The sequence below is a fragment of the uncultured Litoreibacter sp. genome (assembly GCF_947501785.1).
Lineage (GTDB): Bacteria > Pseudomonadota > Alphaproteobacteria > Rhodobacterales > Rhodobacteraceae > Litoreibacter.
The window spans coordinates 2646111-2662250 of record NZ_CANMXB010000001.1 but is presented as its reverse complement, the minus strand read 5'-3'; the positions used below and the strand labels follow the sequence as shown (position 1 = coordinate 2662250).

Genomic DNA, 16140 nt, shown 5'->3' with positions numbered 1-16140 from the left:
CGTCTATTCCGTCGCCGGTTCGCAAGCCCCGCCCTGCGCACAGTTTTCGAGGCGCTTGACCGCTTCTTGCACAGGCTCTTTGAACGCGAAGCCGTAACAGGGGCCGACTTCGAATATCAGCCGTTCGTTGTCGATGTTTTCGACGAAGGCGATGTATTCGACATTGGGATCGACTTGCGCGCACCATTCGCCCGCGCAGGTCATGTCAATTTCCACCGGGGCACTGACGGTCTGGGTGAAACCGCCGCCGGTCAGCAATCGGCCCCGGAATTGCGAGTCTACAGTTTCCGCCTGAGGCTTGTCCGTCTTGGCGGGCGGTGTGAATTCAAAGGTCCCTTTCAGCACGACGTAGTTGCGGTCAGAATCTGACGCGTCCTTGAACGCGGTCGCGACATCGGGCCTGATGCAGGACAGCGCGGACGCTTGGCTGGCGGAGACGGCCACAAGCGTGGCGGCGAGGATGATATTTTTCATATGGCTTTATGCGCGCATTGGGCGCGGTTTCTCAACTCACGTCTGCGTGGCGGCGGCGGGAGGTTGCCGACGGTGGTCACGCAGATGTAACGCAGGCTACGCGCCAACCAGCGGCTTGAACTGCGCAATGACCTTGGCGTAGCTGTCGCGCTTGAAGGGCACGATGTTGTCCAAGAGCGCGTCCATGTCCATCCACTGCCAGCGGGAGAATTCGGGGATTTCGGTCTCGATATTGATGTCACTGTCTTCGCCATGGAAGCGGAGCAGGAAATATTTCTGCTCCTGCCCGCGGTACTTGCCCTTCCAGAGTTTGGGCACCAGATCATGGGGCAGATCGTAGGGCAGCCACTCGGGCGTTTCGGCAATAACGGTGACCTTGTCGGGGGTCAGCCCGGTTTCTTCTTCCAGCTCCCGCAGGGCGGCGTCGCGCGCATCCTCGCCCTTGTCGACCCCACCTTGCGGCATTTGCCAGGCAGGTGTCGGGAAGTCGAGGCGCTGGGCGGCGAACACCTTACCCTTCCCGTTGACGACCATCAGGCCGACGCAGGGGCGGTAGGGCAGTTTCGCGATGTCCTCAGGGCTCACTTTGCCGCTGCGTTGATTGCGGACAGGCCTTTGAGAATGTCGAGCGCATAGGCGAGTTGGTAATCTTCCTCGCGCAGCTCGGCGGCCTTTTCGGCCTTCTCTTGTTCGGCTTCGATGATGGCGCGGTCTGCTTCAGACACGTCGTCGTTTTGAAGTGAGCCTCTCAGGTCGGCCTCCGACCGGCTTGGGCGGTTGCTCTCTTCTTCGTCAGCCGTTTCATCCACGGGTTTGCGCGGGGGCTGTTTGACGATGATGTCAGGGGCCACACCCAGCGCCTGAATGGAACGACCAGATGGCGTATAGTAGCGCGACGTGGTCAGGCGCATCGCGCCGTCGCCGCGCACGGGGACCACGGTTTGCACGGACCCTTTGCCGAAGCTCTTTTCGCCGATGACAACAGCGCGGCCATGGTCTTGCAGGGCGCCCGCGACGATTTCTGACGCGGAGGCGGAGCCGCCGTTGATCAGCACCACGATGGGTTTGCCATTGGTCAAGTCGCCATCTTGCGCATTGTAGCGTTCGCTGTCGCGCGGGTTGCGGCCACGAGTAGAGACGATTTCACCCTGGTTCAGGAACGCGTCAGATACGGCAATCGCTTGGTTCAGCAGGCCGCCGGGGTTGTTGCGCAGATCCAGCACGATGCCGTTTACGTTCTCTTCACCACCCAGTTCCTCGACCTGCTTTTTCAGCCCGGCTTCGAGGTTGGGGTAGGTCTGACGGTTGAAGGTGGAGACGCGCAGCACCACGCTGTCGCCTTCGGTGCGGGCGCGCACGGCGGTCAGCTTGATCGTGTCGCGGATGATGGAGACGTCGAATGGCTCGTCGACGCCTTCGCGCACGACGGTCAGAATGATTTCGGAGCCCACCGGGCCGCGCATCAGATCAACGGCCTCCTCTAGGGTGAAGCCGAGGATCGACTTGCCGTCGACACCGGTGATGAAGTCGCCCGATTCCATGCCGGCCTTGTCGGCGGGGGTGTCATCCATTGGGGTGACCACTTTGACGTAGCCCTCTTCCTGCGTCACCTCGATGCCGAGGCCGCCGAATTCGCCGGAGGTTTGTGTGCGCATGTCCTCGAAATCCTCGGGGGCGAGGTAGGAGGAGTGCGGATCGAGCGAGGTGAGCATGCCGTTGATAGCGGCTTCGATCAGCTCGGATTCTTCGACCTCCTCGACATATTGCGCGCGGATGCGTTCGAAAATGTCGCCGAACAGGTCGAGCTGCTCATAGACGTTGGATTTCTTGACCGACTCTTGCGCCAGCAATGGCCCGGTGACCTGCGTCGTTACCAAAACGCCAGCGGCGGTGCCCAGCAGTGCGGCCAACATAAACTTTTTCATTTCATCATTCCCTGTCCACCACGAACCAGTCCGCGGGATTAGTGGGCGTGTCGCCCTGTCTTAGCTCTATATAAAGCGACTCTTGCCGATTGCCGCCACCACCTTTGGCCGCATTGATCAAAAAAGCGTCAGCATCCAGTAAATTTCCGCCCATCATGGCAAGCGCCTCACCGTCCGAGACGATCTGACCTTCCTTCACCAGCGGTGCGCCGAGGCCCGCGAGAATCAGCAGATACCCCTTGCCGGGCTCAAGAATGACGACCGAGCCGTAGTCCAGCAACGGTCCCGCATAGCGCACAGTGGCAGGCCAGGGGGCCGTTACCAGCGATTGGGACTGCAACGCGACAGTTAGGCCGGGGCGTTTGGTGCCCTGCGCATTCACTTCGTTGAAGCCCTGAAGAATGATCCCATTTGCGGGCAGCGGCAGCTTGCCCTTTGCTGTTTCAAAATCCGCCGGGTTGGCAGAGCCGCTGCTGAGTTCAGTCAGGCCATCAGCGAAGCCTTGCAACGTGTCGGCGCTGTCGATCAACGCAGCCATTTGGGCCAGATCGGTGATAACGCGGTCCGGCAGGTCAGTGCGATCGGCGACGGCTTGCGCCAACGTGGCGCGGGCGGTTTGGATATTTTCCAAGGCAGTAACCAGTTGGGCGGCGGCACTTTCTTGCAACGACCGCAGAACCGACACTTCTTCAAGCTGGGTCTTCAGCTGCAAAGCCTCGCTTTGCAGCGCGGGGGTGACATCTGACAAGATCATGCCCGACCGCGCAGTGCCGATGGCACCGGAAGGGTGCATCATCAACAGCGGCGCGGGGGAGCGGCCGATGGTTTGCAACACGCCAAGCAGGCGGGACAGCCGGTCCTCCTTGGCCTCGAATTCGATGTTGATCGCGCGTTCGCGGATCGCGACACGGCGCAGACCTTCGCGGAGCGCACTGAGGCCTTCTTCATACGCGCGGACTGTAGAGGTGAGGGCAGCAACACGGTCAGATGATTTTTGCGCCTCTGACAGCTGGGTCGCGGCGGCGTCCAGCATCTGCGCAGCGCGTTTGGCGGTGGTAATGGGGTCCGACTGTGCATGGGCCATATTGGCCAAAGTGAGCAGGAATAGAGCCTGTATTGTCAAAAAAACCCTCATGAGATGAGGGTCTTTCCGGTCATTTCCTTGGGCTTGTCTATGCCCATCAACTGCAACACGCTGGGGGCCAAATCCGCAAGCCGCCCATCGGTCAGTTTTGCGCCCTCGGGGCTGCCAACCAAGATGACCGGCACCGGGTTTAGCGTGTGTGCGGTATGCGGTCCGCCGGTGTCAGGATCGATCATCATGTCGCAATTTCCGTGATCCGCCGTAACGATCATCGCACCGCCCGTGACGTCCAGTGCTTTCAGCGCGCGGCCAAGGCCCTGATCAACCGCCTCGCATGCCTTTTTGGCGGCCTCGATATCGCCGGTATGACCAACCATGTCAGGGTTTGCGTAATTCACCACGATCAGGTCGTAGCGCTCGTAGATGGCGTTAACCAATTGCTCCGTCACTTCGGCGGCGGACATTTCGGGCTGCAGATCGTAGGTGGCGACCTTGGGGGACGGAGCCATATAGCGGGTTTCGCCCTCTTCGGGGTCTTCTTTGCCGCCGTTTAGGAAGAAGGTGACATGTGGGTATTTCTCGGTCTCGGCTAGCCGGAACTGGCGCAGGCCTTGCTGCGCGACCCAGGCGCCCAGCGTATTTTTGATTTTCTGCTTTGGGAATACGGTGGTCATGTAGTCGTTATGCGCGGTCGAATAATCGACCATGCCCAGCCGCGCGGCGAGTTTGGGCAGCTTGGCGGTCGAAAACCCCTCGAACCGGATGTCGCCAAGCGCTTGCAGAATCTCACGCGCGCGGTCGGCGCGGAAGTTCAGGCAGAAGATGCCGTCGCTATCTTCCATGCCCTTGTAGCCTGTGATCACAGTTGGTTCGATGAATTCATCCGTCTTGCCGCGGGCGTAGGAATCACGGACCACTGATTGCGGATCGGCGTAGTCCGGGCCTTTGGCGTGCACCATCGCCTGATACGCTTTTTCGACCCTATCCCAGCGATTATCGCGGTCCATTGCAAAATAACGGCCGGTCACAGAGACGATGTTTGCGCCCTCTGGCAATGCTGATTTCAGGGTCTTCAGGTAGCCCTTTGCGGTTTTTGGCCCGACGTCGCGACCGTCAGTGATGGCGTGAATGGCAACCGGCACACCGGCGTCGGTAATCGCTTTGGCGGCCGCAATCATGTGGTCCGTGTGGCCATGAACCCCGCCATCAGAGACGACGCCGATCAAATGCGCCGTGCCGCCGGATTTTTTGAGCGTTTCGATAAAGTCCAACAGCGCATCGCGCGTGAAGAAGCTGCCGTCTTCGATGGCCAGATCAATCTGGCCGAGGTCCATCGCGACCACGCGGCCGGCACCGATATTGGTGTGGCCGACTTCGGAATTCCCCATCTGTCCCTTGGGCAGCCCGGCATCCGGGCCGAAGGTGGTCAGCGTTGCGTTGGGGCAATCCGCCATCAGTTGGTCAAAATTCGGGGTTTCCGCCAAGACGGGCGCGTTGCCCTCCTTGGTCTCGGACAGCCCCCAGCCGTCAAGAATACATAGAACTACGGGTTTTGGGGTCGCCATGACTGCCTGTCCTGTTTTGCACGCATTTTAGGGCGTGCCGCGCCTGCCCACAACCGCGCGGTTGGCAAAACGGGTGTTCTTGGGCGTTGTGGCGCGGTAAGACGGACCAAAGACCAACGACCAAAAGGCGAGACCGTTGAAAAAGGCACTGATTACAGGGATTACGGGGCAGGACGGATCCTATCTGGCGGAGCTGCTGCTGGAAAAAGGGTACGAGGTGCATGGCATCAAACGCCGGGCCTCGTCGTTTAACACGCAGCGCATCGACCACATTGTCGAAGACCTGCACGAGCATAACCGCAACCTGCACCTGCATTACGGCGACCTGACGGACAGTTCGAACCTGACCCGGATCATTTCAACCATTGAGCCGGACGAAGTCTATAATCTGGGGGCGCAGAGCCATGTTGCGGTCAGTTTTGACTCGCCCGAATACACGGCCGACGTGGACGCGATGGGCACGCTGCGGCTGTTGGAAGCGATCCGATTTCTGGGACTTGAGAAGAAGACGCGGTTTTACCAGGCCTCGACATCGGAATTGTATGGCTTGGTTCAGGAAACGCCGCAGCGCGAGACGACCCCGTTTCACCCCCGATCGCCCTATGCCGTTGCGAAGCTTTATTCCTACTGGATTGCGGTCAACTACCGGGAAGCCTACGGGATGTACGCCTGTAACGGCATTCTGTTCAATCACGAGAGCCCGCGCCGCGGCGAAACATTCGTCACGCGCAAGATCACTCGGGGGTTGTCAAATATCGCTCTTGGGCTGGAACAGTGTCTATATATGGGCAATATCGATGCGCTGCGCGACTGGGGTCACGCCAAGGATTACGTCGAAATGCAGTGGATGATGCTGCAACAAGACGCGCCGGATGATTTTGTGATTGCGACGGGCAAACAGTACTCTGTCCGTGATTTCATCACATGGACCGCGGCAGAGATTGGCCTGACCTTGCGATTTGAGGGCGACGGCGTGGACGAGGTTGGGATTGTCGACGCGGTTGACGGCGACCTGGAGGTCAATGTCGGTGATACCGTGCTGCGGATCGACCCGCGCTATTTCCGACCGGCTGAGGTGGAGACGCTGTTGGGCGACCCGTCAAAGGCCAAAGAAAAGCTGAGCTGGGTGCCAAAGATCACGGCGCAGGAGATGTGTGTCGAAATGGTTCAGCACGACTTGAAAGAGGCCCGTCGGCGCAAATTGTTGAGTGCTCACCAGATGGGCGTGCCGGAAGCACGGGGCGACTGATGCGCATTTTTGTGGCAGGGCATCGCGGGATGGTGGGCGGTGCAATCGCGCGGGCGCTGGAGCAACGCCATGACGTTGAACTGATCACCCGAACGCGGGGCGAATTGGATCTGGTGGACCAGGCGGCGGTTTTTGACTTCATGGCCGCAGAACAACCAGATGCGGTGATCCTGGCGGCGGCCAAAGTTGGCGGGATCATGGCCAATGACACTTATCCGGCCGACTTCATCTACGAAAACCTGACATTGCAGAACAATATCATCCACGCGGCGCATATGGCTGATGTTGGAAAGCTTCTGTTTCTGGGCAGTTCGTGCATCTACCCGCGCGAGGCTGATCAGCCAATGCGGGAAGATTCGCTGCTAACAGGTGTGTTAGAGCCTACAAATGAACCCTATGCCGTCGCCAAGATCGCCGGAATCAAGATGTGCGAAAGCTACAACCGGCAATATGGCCGCGACTACCGCAGCGTGATGCCGACCAATTTGTATGGCCCCGGTGACAACTTTCACCCCGAAAACAGCCATGTGATTCCGGGCCTCATCCGGCGGTTTCACGAGGCCGTTCAGGACGGGAAACCCGAGGTCACATTGTGGGGCAGCGGAACACCCCGACGAGAGTTTTTGCATGTGGATGACATGGCGGACGCCTCCCTTTACGTCTTTGATATGGGGGCTGATCAGTATGCATCCATTGTGCCTGAACGGCTCAGCCATGTGAATGTTGGCACTGGCGAAGACATCTCAATTCTTGAAGTGGCGCAGATGGTGGCGGAGGTTACGGGTTTTGACGGTCAGATTGTACTGGACCGATCCAAACCGGATGGCACCATGCGTAAGCTGATGGATGTCAGCAAATTGAACGCGCTGGGTTGGTCTGCCAAGACCGGATTGCGCGACGGACTGGCGGAAACATACCAATGGTTTCTAAACCACCAGGACAGTTTCCGCGCTGTCTAGTCCTGCGTTCCAAGTTCAGGATGATTTGAGAAACGGCAGGCGTTCATGACCACGCCAAGGCAGGGCTTCTGTTCCGACATAAGACGTTCCGAGCGGTCGATTTGATCGACTGTCGAGTGGTCTGCGCGGGCAATCATCAAAGCTGCGTCAAATAGATCGGCGGCGGCGACAAAGTCGTCATGCGGCAGGACCGGCGGAAGATCTATCAAGATCAGGTCTGGCTCAAATTCATGCTCAATCTGCTTCAAGAACTCCTTAGATCGAACGGTTCCCAACAGTTCGGCAGGATTAGGCTCTGGATCGGTGATCAAGCTGAGTGCCAAATTGTGACCAATCCGCAAAGCGCTACTGTCGAATTCGCGCCGAACGCGCCCCAGCGCGGAAACGCGGGAGACCGATTCTGACAGCGCGAATTCCGCCGACAATCCCGGGCTGCGCAGGTTCAGATCAAAGACCATGATTTTCAGGTCAATCTGGCGAGCAAGACTGAGTGCAAGCGCCGCAGTCACGGTTGTAGCGCCGCAGCCGGGCGTTGGGGACGTGATTGCGAGCCTACGAATTCCGTCCTTGCGCGCCTGCCGCAAAACGCGGCTGCGCAACAGGTCAAATGCGGCCGCTGCGTTCGGCGTCACCTTTGTCTTCACCGGCGCCAATGAGGGGATCGAAACCTCGTTTAGCCTTAACCAAGCGCGCGCCGGGTCAGATTTTATTGGCAAAATGCCTACGTCGCGAACCGGCGTTTCGGTTGGTCGCGTACCGTCGAGTAAGGCCTTTGTGTTGGTCAATTGTTCCATTCTAATTGCCCGTTGATGTTGTCTGCATGTTTGGAATCACAGCGTAGGGCCGTAGCCCCAGCCCGACTTCGAGGTCCCTAGACCGTCTTAAATGCGGATCACCCCGCGCCCGAAGAACCGCCGCGGCGATTGCCAAAAGGAACGCCAAACCGATGCCACCGGCGAGCAGCACTTTCTGCCGCGGGCCCGCCGGCGAGTCCGGCAAAGCGGCGCGTTCGACAATCGACAACCTGTCGCCGTTGGTTCGCAGGGCAATGCGTTCTTCGATGGCCGCCGCCTCCAGTCTCGAGACGGCCTGTTTGTATTGATTTTCGGCCAGGTCATGGTCCCGGGTGAGCGCCTTCAACGCCAGCCCGTTGGACGGGATGGCGGCAAGCTGCGCGTCGACACGCGACAGTGCGTCTGCAATGAGCGGGTTTTCAGCGGTTCTGGACGCCTGGCCTGTGGCGACCGATCCAAGCCGCGCGACCAACAGTTTCACCTTGGGATGTTGGTCAGAATAGACGGAGCGCGCGGCAGAAATCTCGGACATTAGGCGTCTTTGATCTGGTGTCATGGCGGGTCGTGTGGGCACCGCGGTCTGTTGGGCAAGCAGGTCCTTGCGCCGGTCAATGTGGCGTGCCGCGTCTTCGGGCAAGGAACCGGCATGTGCGTCTTTGAACGCCAACAGTTTTTCGAACTGCACATCAAGGCGGAGCTTACGGTTGGTGACCTCTTGCCGGAAAAAGCCAAGCGCGTCCTCGGCCCGTTCTGTTCGGATGATGCGATTTTCCTTCAGCACCTCATCTGCCAAACCGTTGGTTGCGACCGTCGCCAAATCGGCGTCCGCATTTGTCACGCTGATTGTAAGAGTTGTGGCTTTGCCACGCCCGCTGATGACCTCGAAAAGAGCGGCCTCCCGCAGCTCTTCGGCAGAGATGGTCAGGCTCAAGTCGCGGGTGAGCCGGGCCAGCCGCGACTGGGTCATCAACCGGTTTTCAATGTTTTGCAGATGCGCCGCGTCAGTCTGCGTATCCGCGACCGCGCGCGCATTCGCAGAGACCGAGCTTGCCTCGACCAATAACCGCGCGGTTGCCGTGTAGCGAGCGGGTAAAACCGTAAGGGCGGCTACGGTCAAAGCCAGCACAAGTGTCGCGGTTGCCAACCCAATCGGAAGCTGCCGTAGGATGGCCCACCGAAGATATGCCAGATCGGATGTCACCTCGGGCGGTTCATCTTTGGGTTAACCAAGATCTCCTTGAGAGCGCCGATGAGTTTCAGGACGTTGCGTTTGCTTTTGCCCCTATTGGGCGACTTGGCTGGGGTGCGGCGATCCAATGGCCTTGGACCTACGGAGTAAGACGGGTCGTTCACAGGTGGGGGCATTTGAGGTTCTCTCAGACGGTTGTTTGACCCGTCAAATCAGAGCTTTGAAAACTTAAGACATAATTAATCCTAATCGATTCATTTTTAGTGAGTTGCATGAACCGAAGAGACCCAACCTTAGGGCAGCGGGGCGTGCGGCATAGATATTGCGGTCTACAGGCGCACCGCAAACCCCGGATGGAGAGGGCCGCGATGACTGCGCCGATTAGGAATTTTAATGTTGATGAACGCGTCCATACTGATCTTCGACCTAGGCCATCCGATCAAATCTATTCTGCTCATTTCAAGCGGGCGGTCGATGTGACCCTGGTGCTAAGCACGGCGATTGTCACAGTCCCGTTCATACTTCTTGCGGCACTTTTGATCTCACTGGACGGCGCGTCACCTTTCTATGTTCAACGCCGTATTGGTCGGGGCGGCCGCCAGTTTCGGATGTGGAAATTGCGCACCATGCGGATCGGCGCGGAGGCTTTGTTGAGTGAGCAACTTAGCCGGAGCCCAACCTGCGCGCGCGAATGGCAGCTGTCGCAAAAGTTGCGCACAGACCCCCGTGTGACGATTGTTGGGAGACTGCTCAGAAAAACATCGCTCGATGAGCTGCCGCAGCTGTGGAATGTGCTGCGAGGAGACATGTCTTTGGTCGGGCCTCGCCCAATGATGGTCGAGCAGATGAGCCGATACCAAGGCACCGACTATTTCACCCTTCGCCCGGGCATGACCGGGTTGTGGCAAGTCTCTGCCCGCAACAGCTCGACCTTCGAGGCGCGCGCTCAGTTTGATGCGACCTATGCCGCGAAACAGAGTTTTCTTTTCGACCTATTCCTCATGCTGCGCACTGTCGGCGTCGTGCTGCGCGGCACGGGGTATTGACGAGATAGGAGCCCAGAATGTTGAGAGTATTTCTGATTGCCATGATCGCTTGGACCAGTGCCGCGCAGGCGGCAGAGTACCGCGTGCAACCTGGCGATACGCTGCATCTGGAAGTCATGGAAGACCCTGACATGCGGCGATCGGTTCTGGTCTTGCCGGACGGCACCGTGTCCTTGCCATTGGCGGGGACCATGGTGGCCGCCGGTCTGACCGTGCCGGAGATTGAAAACATGATCCTGGACGCGATTGCGCCGAATTACGTGACATTGCCGCATCTGACAGTTTCCGTTGCCAGCCTTGCGAAACCGAAACGGCAGGAACGGGCGCGGGTCAACGCGCCGACGCGCAAAGTCGCCCGCGCCGCATCTGTTGCCCCCGTGATTACGGTATTTGCGATGGGTGAGCTGGCGAAGCCTGGAAAGCTGGACGTGCCGGCCGGAACCAACATTTTGCAGTTTCTGGCGCAAGCGGGGGGCTTTACCAGGTTTGCCGCCTCAAAGCGGGTCATCTTGAGAAGAACAGACCCTAAAACGGGCCAACAGGTTGCGTATCGGCTCAACGCCAAGAAGATGATGTCTGGCGCTTCTGACAGCGTCGTCCTGATCAGCGGAGACGTGATCGTCGTGCCGGAAAGAAAACTGTTTGAATGAAATGGTGGGCCCTCGCACTTTGTCCAATCATTATCGGCCCGACATTTGCAGAGGAGCCGGGCGGGCTGCGCAGCTCGCTGGTCATTGGTGGCGGCTTTGTCATGGACGATAATCCGGACTTTCAAACCGTGCCGGATAGCAGCGTTGATCCGTTCGTCGAGCTACGCTTCGGGCTAACCAGCGAAACGCGCCGCCAGAGTTTCGAAGCCAACGGTGCACTGGATCTGCGGGGAGGCACTGTTGAAAAAGGTAAAGCGGCGCTGATCTACAGCATTGCGTCTTCCCAATCCAAGCTGACTGCCGGATTGGAGCTGGACAGGCTGTCGAGCGGTGGTTTTGAAGGCACCCTTGAGACGGCCGTCGATGAGCAACCGGCTGACCTGGTCGCAATTGCCCCGCGGGGCAGCGACATGACCAACGGCGCAGCTTGGCTGACCTTTCAGGACGGATTGCAGCGATCTGTTGGATATGAACTGGATTTGCGTCACGGCATTCGGCGGTTCTCTGACCAGGGGCAGAATGGAAATGTGGACCGGTCAGAAGCGCAGGCCGCATTAGTGTTGCGGTTTTCCCAACTGACAGAAGGGCGCGTTGAGATAGGCCAATCGCTATCTGAGACCGCGGCGCCGTTTTCCCAGTCCTTGCGTAATACATATGCGCAAGTGGGCCTCCGCCATCAGATTGATCGGTCAACGAGCCTGTCATTCGGATTGGGGCATCGCCGCATTCGCGGAGACCGGAGTGGTCGGCAGCTAGCGCGATCCGGCGCGGAGTTGACCTTCGGGTTGCAGCGGGAAATGCGCGACCGGCGGCTTTACGCAGATGTCAGCGTCCGGCAACAGGTTATCGGCAAACGCGCAACTGCCCGCATAGGGTACGAACGCGCCGGCAAGGCGGCGAAACTGTCTGCGTGGATCGGTGCGACCCATTTTTCCGGTGGCCAATCTGATTTGATCGGCGGCTTGTCCTACGTGCAGCAGAACGACACCGGGAAAGTTGAAATTGTGATGGACCGAACTGTCGGCATTGACGCAAGCAGCGAAGATTCGCGTATTACGGATCGCCTTGGGCTGAACTGGCAGTCGCAACTGAGCGCCAACGGTTCGCTTAATCTGCGTGCAGATTATGTGAGGGTTGGAGCGACAGCGGCTGGCCCTGCCCGACAGGGTGCAGGTGCGAAGGCGGTGTATCGTCATGCATTGAGGTCGGATTGGGGCGTTCAGGTCGCGCTGCGATACCGGGTGCGGCAAGACGGCGCCGGGCCGAAAGTATCGTCGCGATCCATGTTTTTGACCCTTGAGACCCAATTTGAGGCCCTGCATTGAGCGGCGGGGTAAAACGCGTTTTGGCCGTGGCTTCGCAGGGCGGGCACTGGCGGCAGTTATCGGCATTAGCCGGGGCATTTGAGGGGCATATCTGCCGCTTTGTTTCGACCTCGCCTGAGCTGGGCGATTACTGCGTGCGCGACTGCAGCCGATCGAAATGGTGGTTGGGTTTCATAACAGCTGTCCAGCTGGCATGGATTATTGGGCGGTATCGGCCCGACGTGGTTGTCTCGACCGGCGCACTGCCGGGACTGTTGTCACTGATCGTGGCGCGCGCTTTCGGGGCCCGCACAATTTGGATCGATTCGGTGGCAAACACGGAGCGGATGTCATTATCGGGACGGCTGTGCCGGCCGTTCGCGGGGCTGTGGTTGACCCAGTGGCCGAAAGTGTCTGCTGAAACTGGAGCAGAATATGCAGGTTCGGTGCTATGATTTTTGTTACCGTCGGAACCCAGCTGCCGTTTCCGAGACTTGTGGACGCGATGGACAAGATTGCCGGGCAATTGCTGGAACCGGTCGTGGCGCAAACCTTTGATGCGCATAAATGCCGAAACCTAATTGTCGAGCCAATGATCCCCGCAGAGCGGTACGGCCGCGTTGTTTCGCGGGCGCGTTTGGTGGTTTCGCATGCCGGGATTGGTACAGTGCTGGCTGCCCGCGACGTCGGAACGCCAGTTGTATTGGTGCCGCGTCGCGCGGAGCTGGGCGAGCACCGGAACGACCACCAGATGAGTACCGTGAGGGAGCTGGTGGGGAGAAGTGGGATTACGCCAATTTGGAATACAGATCGGCTGGGCGAGGCAATTGCCCAACCAGTTGACCTGCTGGATCAGCCGTCAAATCCGACGCTGGACGATCTCGTTTCTCGGCTGCGCAGCTTTATTGGATGAAATAGGCAACCCGTGTAACGCCCGCAACACTGCAACTGCCTGGGGTGTCTGGCCGAGACGTACCATTTGCCCGGCCTTTGCGAGGCCGTACACATACCCGCCCAGCAAACTGAGCGGCTTGTGCCTGCGAAGAAACTTCATGCGCGCGCGGTGTTTGTAATAGGTAGAAAACGGTGATGCGGCGGTCGTGAGTGTCGGTGACCCAATGGCCGTTCCGGCGCGATGGTACACGGTCGCATCTGGACAGATCGCGAGTGGCAGCCCGCCGCGGCGGAGTGCCCAATCCACCTCTTCATAGTAGAGAAAGTAATCCTCCGACATCAGGCCCGCAGCTTCCACAAAGGCGCGGGATGCGACCATGCTGGCGCCGGATATGAACGCGGCCTGACCGGCGTCGGCAATAGCGGTATTGCGCGCCTGCCCAAGGTTCAGGTTGCCGGTCACTCCGGTGGTCCAATTGATCGTGCCGGCATCCAACTGGACGTGATGCGGAGGGTCTGCATAAAGCAGCCGGTTGCCCATCAGCGCAAACCCGTCCGGAGCGTCCGCCAGCTTTTCGGGCGTTTCGGGAGGAACCAACGTGTCTGGGTTTAGTACCCAAAACCGGTCGATATCCGGTTTCTTCAGCAGGTGTTTGAGGCCGATATTGACCCCCGCCGCGAACCCTCCGTTTGATGGCGACTGAAGCAGAGATATGCGGGTGACGGGCTTTGTGACTGGCCATACCGGAAATGGCGCATCACGAGGCGGGGTATAGCCGTCCTTGCCGCTGGCCCAATCGGTTATTGTGCTCACCGTGCTGTCGGTAGACGCGTTGTCGACCACGACGACCGCCATCTTTGCGGCCGACGACAGCAGCGTCTCAAGGCAATCCCTGATCACATCTGCGGAGTTGTAGGTGACGATGATGACGCCAAGGCGGCTCATGATGCGGCTCGTGTAAATTCTGGTTGGAACGGGCGACGAAACGCGGGTTTCTGTGGAACGGACTTGGCCGCGGCAGGTGCAGCGACGGCCAGAGACTGCCCGGCTCCGAACAGGAAGAACACGTAGGAGTAGACCGCCGTCCAGACATGGACTGTGCACAGCGTGAAGGTCAGTCCGACCATGCAAAACATCCAGGCCGTCTTGAGCGAAGATTGAGGTGCCTTCGCTACCCTGATCAAGCCCGTGACCCAGGCACAAGTCAGCAGGACAAAACCGGGCAACCCGTACCTGACAGCGGCCACAAGCCAGAAGTTATCCATGCTGCCGGAGTTCATGAAATGAGGGCGCACCCAATCGTTGAAGCCCAGGCCGAACACGGGGTTTGCCCAGACGTTATGCATCCCCCATTCGAAGATAAGCCCGCGCCAATACGCGTTGTGAGGCGAAAATGTAGCGTAGCTGAAGAACACCCGAAGCGGCGTCCGGTTGGAGACGAGGTCGACGAAGATGTAGCTAACCACGCAGGCGACGAGGAGCCATACCCATTTGTGCCGCACCTGCGCGAACACCAGGGCCCAACCAATCAGGAACAGCTGGATGAGAACGGAAATGAATGCGCCGCTGGACAGGGCGAGGAAAGTCGTCCCGACGATCAGCACGCTTGCAACCATTCGGGTCGGGTGCGGCATGTTTTGCGACAAACCGATATAGACCAGCGATATTGCGGACGAACAAAACAACCCAAAATGGATGGGATGGGCAAAGATGGCCTGCACCCTTTCCAGCCCGAGGCGCGGGGCGATGGTGACGACGTCAACGCTGGTTATGCCGGGGATTGCCCGGATCAACTGGACGACCAGCGGATCGCCGGTTACTGTTTCGGAAATTGCCAATGGCATGCAGAGCAGCACCAACAACAGCACCGCCTTGATCAGAGATTTGAACTGGTCGTGGGTCTGCACGTAGACGCGCGCGAGCGCATAGCCGCCGAACATTTCCAACAGGGTGATGCCCGCGTGTTCCAGTGCTTGACCTGGCGTGTTGACCTGCATCGCGACAAAGACCCAAGCGACGAAAAGCAGCAGCAAGATGTCTGGCGCAATCCATTTGACCCTGAACATGCGGATCAGAACGAACGGCAGCATGGCCAGCAGAAATACCCGCAAACCCGTCATCTGCAGCGGTCCGGCCATGAACCTTACGGGGGTGACGACGCAGGCCAGATAAAGAATGACGGGCCAGGGGAGCGTCGGTTTCTTGCGGGCGGGGTTGCGGATCATTTCGGTAAACTGACTGTTAACCGTTATCATTCTGTAAAGATTTGAGCAGCTACGGTTCCGTTGATACCATTTCATTACCTGAACGGATGACCGTGACTGCATTGCCGAATTTTGCTGAGCCGCCGGCCAAAGCGCGCCGCCGTGGATTGAACCGGCTGAAATGGCTGCGGCGCGGGTTGGTAAATATGCGTCGCGCATATTTGGTGCAGTTGTTGGGTATGGATCTCGCGCCCAGTGCCGAGCTATCGCTGTCGGCAAATCTGGATCGAACCTTTCCAATTGGAGTGCATGTGGGGGCGAACAGCTACATCGCGTTCGGGGCGGTGGTGTTGACCCACGACCGGACGCGCGGTCTGTATTTGCACACACGCATTGGCGAAAACTGTTTCATTGGCGCGCGCAGCATTATTCTGCCCGGAGTAAAGGTGGGCGATGGCAGCATTGTCGCAGCGGGGGCGGTCGTTACCCGCGATGTTCCCGACGACTGCATTGTTGCTGGCAACCCGGCGCGGGTCATTCGGCAGGGTATTGACGCCGGTCCCTATGGCCGTTTGCCGACGGCTGACCGGCAGGAGCATTGTCTCGCCGTCACAGGTCTGACCTAATCCTTAACCATCCGTCCGCCTGACCAGAGTTTGCGGCAACGGCATTCCGGGCCGTGATACGCCCCGTCCGTCAAGCGGCCCGTTCGCCTGCCATTCCCATCCAGAGACATGCTGCGCCCGAAGATCGAGTTGGCCACGCCATCAGAGCGTCCTCTTCGGCTGCCCCAAATCAAAGG

General features: G+C 58.9%; 17 protein-coding genes. 8 read left to right on the top strand and 9 right to left on the bottom strand.

Annotation, left to right across the window (positions count from 1 at the left end; all coding sequences use genetic code 11):
* Positions 1 to 3 precede the first annotated feature (3 nt).
* The 5 genes from Q0899_RS13270 to gpmI all read right to left on the bottom strand — a co-directional run bounded on the left by Q0899_RS13270 (position 4) and on the right by gpmI (position 5048).
* Positions 4 to 474 (bottom strand): hypothetical protein, encoded by a 471-nt coding sequence (locus tag Q0899_RS13270; protein ID WP_299193351.1) that lies wholly within the window; start codon positions 472 to 474, stop codon positions 4 to 6.
* A 96-nt stretch (positions 475 to 570) separates the two neighbouring features.
* Complete coding sequence (locus Q0899_RS13265) at positions 571 to 1059, bottom strand: RNA pyrophosphohydrolase (RefSeq protein ID WP_299193349.1); 489 nt, start codon at positions 1057 to 1059, stop codon at positions 571 to 573.
* Positions 1056 to 2399, bottom strand: a complete 1344-nt coding sequence (locus Q0899_RS13260; RefSeq protein ID WP_298360970.1) for a S41 family peptidase — start codon at positions 2397 to 2399, stop codon at positions 1056 to 1058. The genes Q0899_RS13265 and Q0899_RS13260 overlap by 4 nt, the downstream gene beginning before the upstream one ends.
* 4 nt (positions 2400 to 2403) lie before the next feature.
* Entirely contained in the window at positions 2404 to 3534 is a 1131-nt protein-coding gene (locus tag Q0899_RS13255; RefSeq protein WP_299193347.1) for a peptidoglycan DD-metalloendopeptidase family protein, read from the bottom strand.
* Positions 3531 to 5048: a 2,3-bisphosphoglycerate-independent phosphoglycerate mutase gene (gene gpmI, locus Q0899_RS13250; RefSeq protein WP_299193345.1), complete on the bottom strand. Its 1518-nt coding sequence runs from the start codon at positions 5046 to 5048 to the stop codon at positions 3531 to 3533. The genes Q0899_RS13255 and gpmI overlap by 4 nt, the downstream gene beginning before the upstream one ends.
* Positions 5049 to 5184: 136 nt before the next feature.
* Here gpmI and gmd point away from each other — a divergent pair, with 136 nt between their 5' ends.
* Positions 5185 to 6297: a GDP-mannose 4,6-dehydratase gene (gmd, locus tag Q0899_RS13245; protein WP_299193343.1), complete on the top strand. Its 1113-nt coding sequence runs from the start codon at positions 5185 to 5187 to the stop codon at positions 6295 to 6297.
* Complete coding sequence (locus Q0899_RS13240) at positions 6297 to 7256, top strand: GDP-L-fucose synthase (RefSeq protein ID WP_299193341.1); 960 nt, start codon at positions 6297 to 6299, stop codon at positions 7254 to 7256. The genes gmd and Q0899_RS13240 overlap by 1 nt, the downstream gene beginning before the upstream one ends.
* Here Q0899_RS13240 and Q0899_RS13235 read toward each other — a convergent pair.
* Positions 7253 to 8050: an exopolysaccharide biosynthesis protein gene (locus Q0899_RS13235; protein ID WP_299193339.1), complete on the bottom strand. Its 798-nt coding sequence runs from the start codon at positions 8048 to 8050 to the stop codon at positions 7253 to 7255. The genes Q0899_RS13240 and Q0899_RS13235 overlap by 4 nt on opposite strands.
* Position 8051: 1 nt before the next feature.
* On the bottom strand, positions 8052 to 9251 hold the full coding sequence (locus Q0899_RS13230; RefSeq protein ID WP_298294698.1) for a hypothetical protein: 1200 nt from the start codon (positions 9249 to 9251) through the stop codon (positions 8052 to 8054).
* 341 nt (positions 9252 to 9592) lie between these two features.
* On the opposite strand from Q0899_RS13230, the gene Q0899_RS13225 reads away from it, so the two are divergent.
* The 5 genes from Q0899_RS13225 to Q0899_RS13205 are packed head-to-tail and all read left to right on the top strand — an operon-like array spanning position 9593 to position 13152.
* Complete coding sequence (locus Q0899_RS13225; RefSeq protein WP_366942117.1) at positions 9593 to 10285, top strand: sugar transferase; 693 nt, start codon at positions 9593 to 9595, stop codon at positions 10283 to 10285.
* Between the two features lie 17 nt (positions 10286 to 10302).
* On the top strand, positions 10303 to 10935 hold the full coding sequence (locus tag Q0899_RS13220) for a polysaccharide biosynthesis/export family protein (protein ID WP_299193335.1): 633 nt from the start codon (positions 10303 to 10305) through the stop codon (positions 10933 to 10935).
* Complete coding sequence (locus Q0899_RS13215; protein WP_299193333.1) at positions 10932 to 12260, top strand: hypothetical protein; 1329 nt, start codon at positions 10932 to 10934, stop codon at positions 12258 to 12260. Before Q0899_RS13220 ends, Q0899_RS13215 begins: the two co-directional genes overlap by 4 nt.
* Positions 12257 to 12694, top strand: a complete 438-nt coding sequence (locus Q0899_RS13210) for a UDP-N-acetylglucosamine--LPS N-acetylglucosamine transferase (RefSeq protein ID WP_298294691.1) — start codon at positions 12257 to 12259, stop codon at positions 12692 to 12694. The genes Q0899_RS13215 and Q0899_RS13210 overlap by 4 nt, the downstream gene beginning before the upstream one ends.
* Positions 12691 to 13152 (top strand): glycosyltransferase, encoded by a 462-nt coding sequence (locus Q0899_RS13205; RefSeq protein ID WP_298294689.1) that lies wholly within the window; start codon positions 12691 to 12693, stop codon positions 13150 to 13152. The genes Q0899_RS13210 and Q0899_RS13205 overlap by 4 nt, the downstream gene beginning before the upstream one ends.
* On the opposite strand, the gene Q0899_RS13200 is transcribed toward Q0899_RS13205, so the two are convergent.
* Together Q0899_RS13200 and Q0899_RS13195 are read right to left on the bottom strand one after the other, a co-directional pair.
* Entirely contained in the window at positions 13099 to 14079 is a 981-nt protein-coding gene (locus Q0899_RS13200) for a glycosyltransferase family 2 protein (protein ID WP_299193330.1), read from the bottom strand. The genes Q0899_RS13205 and Q0899_RS13200 overlap by 54 nt on opposite strands.
* Entirely contained in the window at positions 14076 to 15389 is a 1314-nt protein-coding gene (locus Q0899_RS13195) for an O-antigen ligase (protein WP_299193327.1), read from the bottom strand. Before Q0899_RS13195 ends, Q0899_RS13200 begins: the two co-directional genes overlap by 4 nt.
* A 155-nt stretch (positions 15390 to 15544) precedes the next feature.
* On the opposite strand from Q0899_RS13195, the gene Q0899_RS13190 reads away from it, so the two are divergent.
* Positions 15545 to 15964 carry a DapH/DapD/GlmU-related protein gene (locus Q0899_RS13190; RefSeq protein WP_299193325.1) on the top strand — a complete coding sequence of 140 codons (420 nt, stop codon included), beginning with the start codon at positions 15545 to 15547 and terminating at the stop codon, positions 15962 to 15964.
* Positions 15965 to 16140: the final 176 nt, after the last annotated feature.

Bases quoted from the DNA above. Each gene is read 5' to 3' on its own strand.
- Q0899_RS13215 (WP_299193333.1), top strand. From the start codon at position 10,932: ATGAAATGGTGGGCCCTCGCACTTTGTCCAATCATTATCGGCCCGACA.
- Q0899_RS13200 (WP_299193330.1), bottom strand. From the start codon at position 14,079: ATGAGCCGCCTTGGCGTCATCATCGTCACCTACAACTCCGCAGATGTG.
- Q0899_RS13270 (WP_299193351.1), bottom strand. From the start codon at position 474: ATGAAAAATATCATCCTCGCCGCCACGCTTGTGGCCGTCTCCGCCAGC.
- Q0899_RS13260 (WP_298360970.1), bottom strand. From the start codon at position 2,399: ATGAAAAAGTTTATGTTGGCCGCACTGCTGGGCACCGCCGCTGGCGTT.
- gpmI (WP_299193345.1), bottom strand. From the start codon at position 5,048: ATGGCGACCCCAAAACCCGTAGTTCTATGTATTCTTGACGGCTGGGGG.
- Q0899_RS13225 (WP_366942117.1), top strand. From the start codon at position 9,593: ATGGAGAGGGCCGCGATGACTGCGCCGATTAGGAATTTTAATGTTGAT.
- Q0899_RS13220 (WP_299193335.1), top strand. From the start codon at position 10,303: ATGTTGAGAGTATTTCTGATTGCCATGATCGCTTGGACCAGTGCCGCG.
- Q0899_RS13240 (WP_299193341.1), top strand. From the start codon at position 6,297: ATGCGCATTTTTGTGGCAGGGCATCGCGGGATGGTGGGCGGTGCAATC.
- Q0899_RS13190 (WP_299193325.1), top strand. From the start codon at position 15,545: ATGCGTCGCGCATATTTGGTGCAGTTGTTGGGTATGGATCTCGCGCCC.
- Q0899_RS13205 (WP_298294689.1), top strand. From the start codon at position 12,691: ATGATTTTTGTTACCGTCGGAACCCAGCTGCCGTTTCCGAGACTTGTG.
- Q0899_RS13255 (WP_299193347.1), bottom strand. From the start codon at position 3,534: ATGAGGGTTTTTTTGACAATACAGGCTCTATTCCTGCTCACTTTGGCC.
- Q0899_RS13235 (WP_299193339.1), bottom strand. From the start codon at position 8,050: ATGGAACAATTGACCAACACAAAGGCCTTACTCGACGGTACGCGACCA.
- Q0899_RS13195 (WP_299193327.1), bottom strand. From the start codon at position 15,389: ATGATAACGGTTAACAGTCAGTTTACCGAAATGATCCGCAACCCCGCC.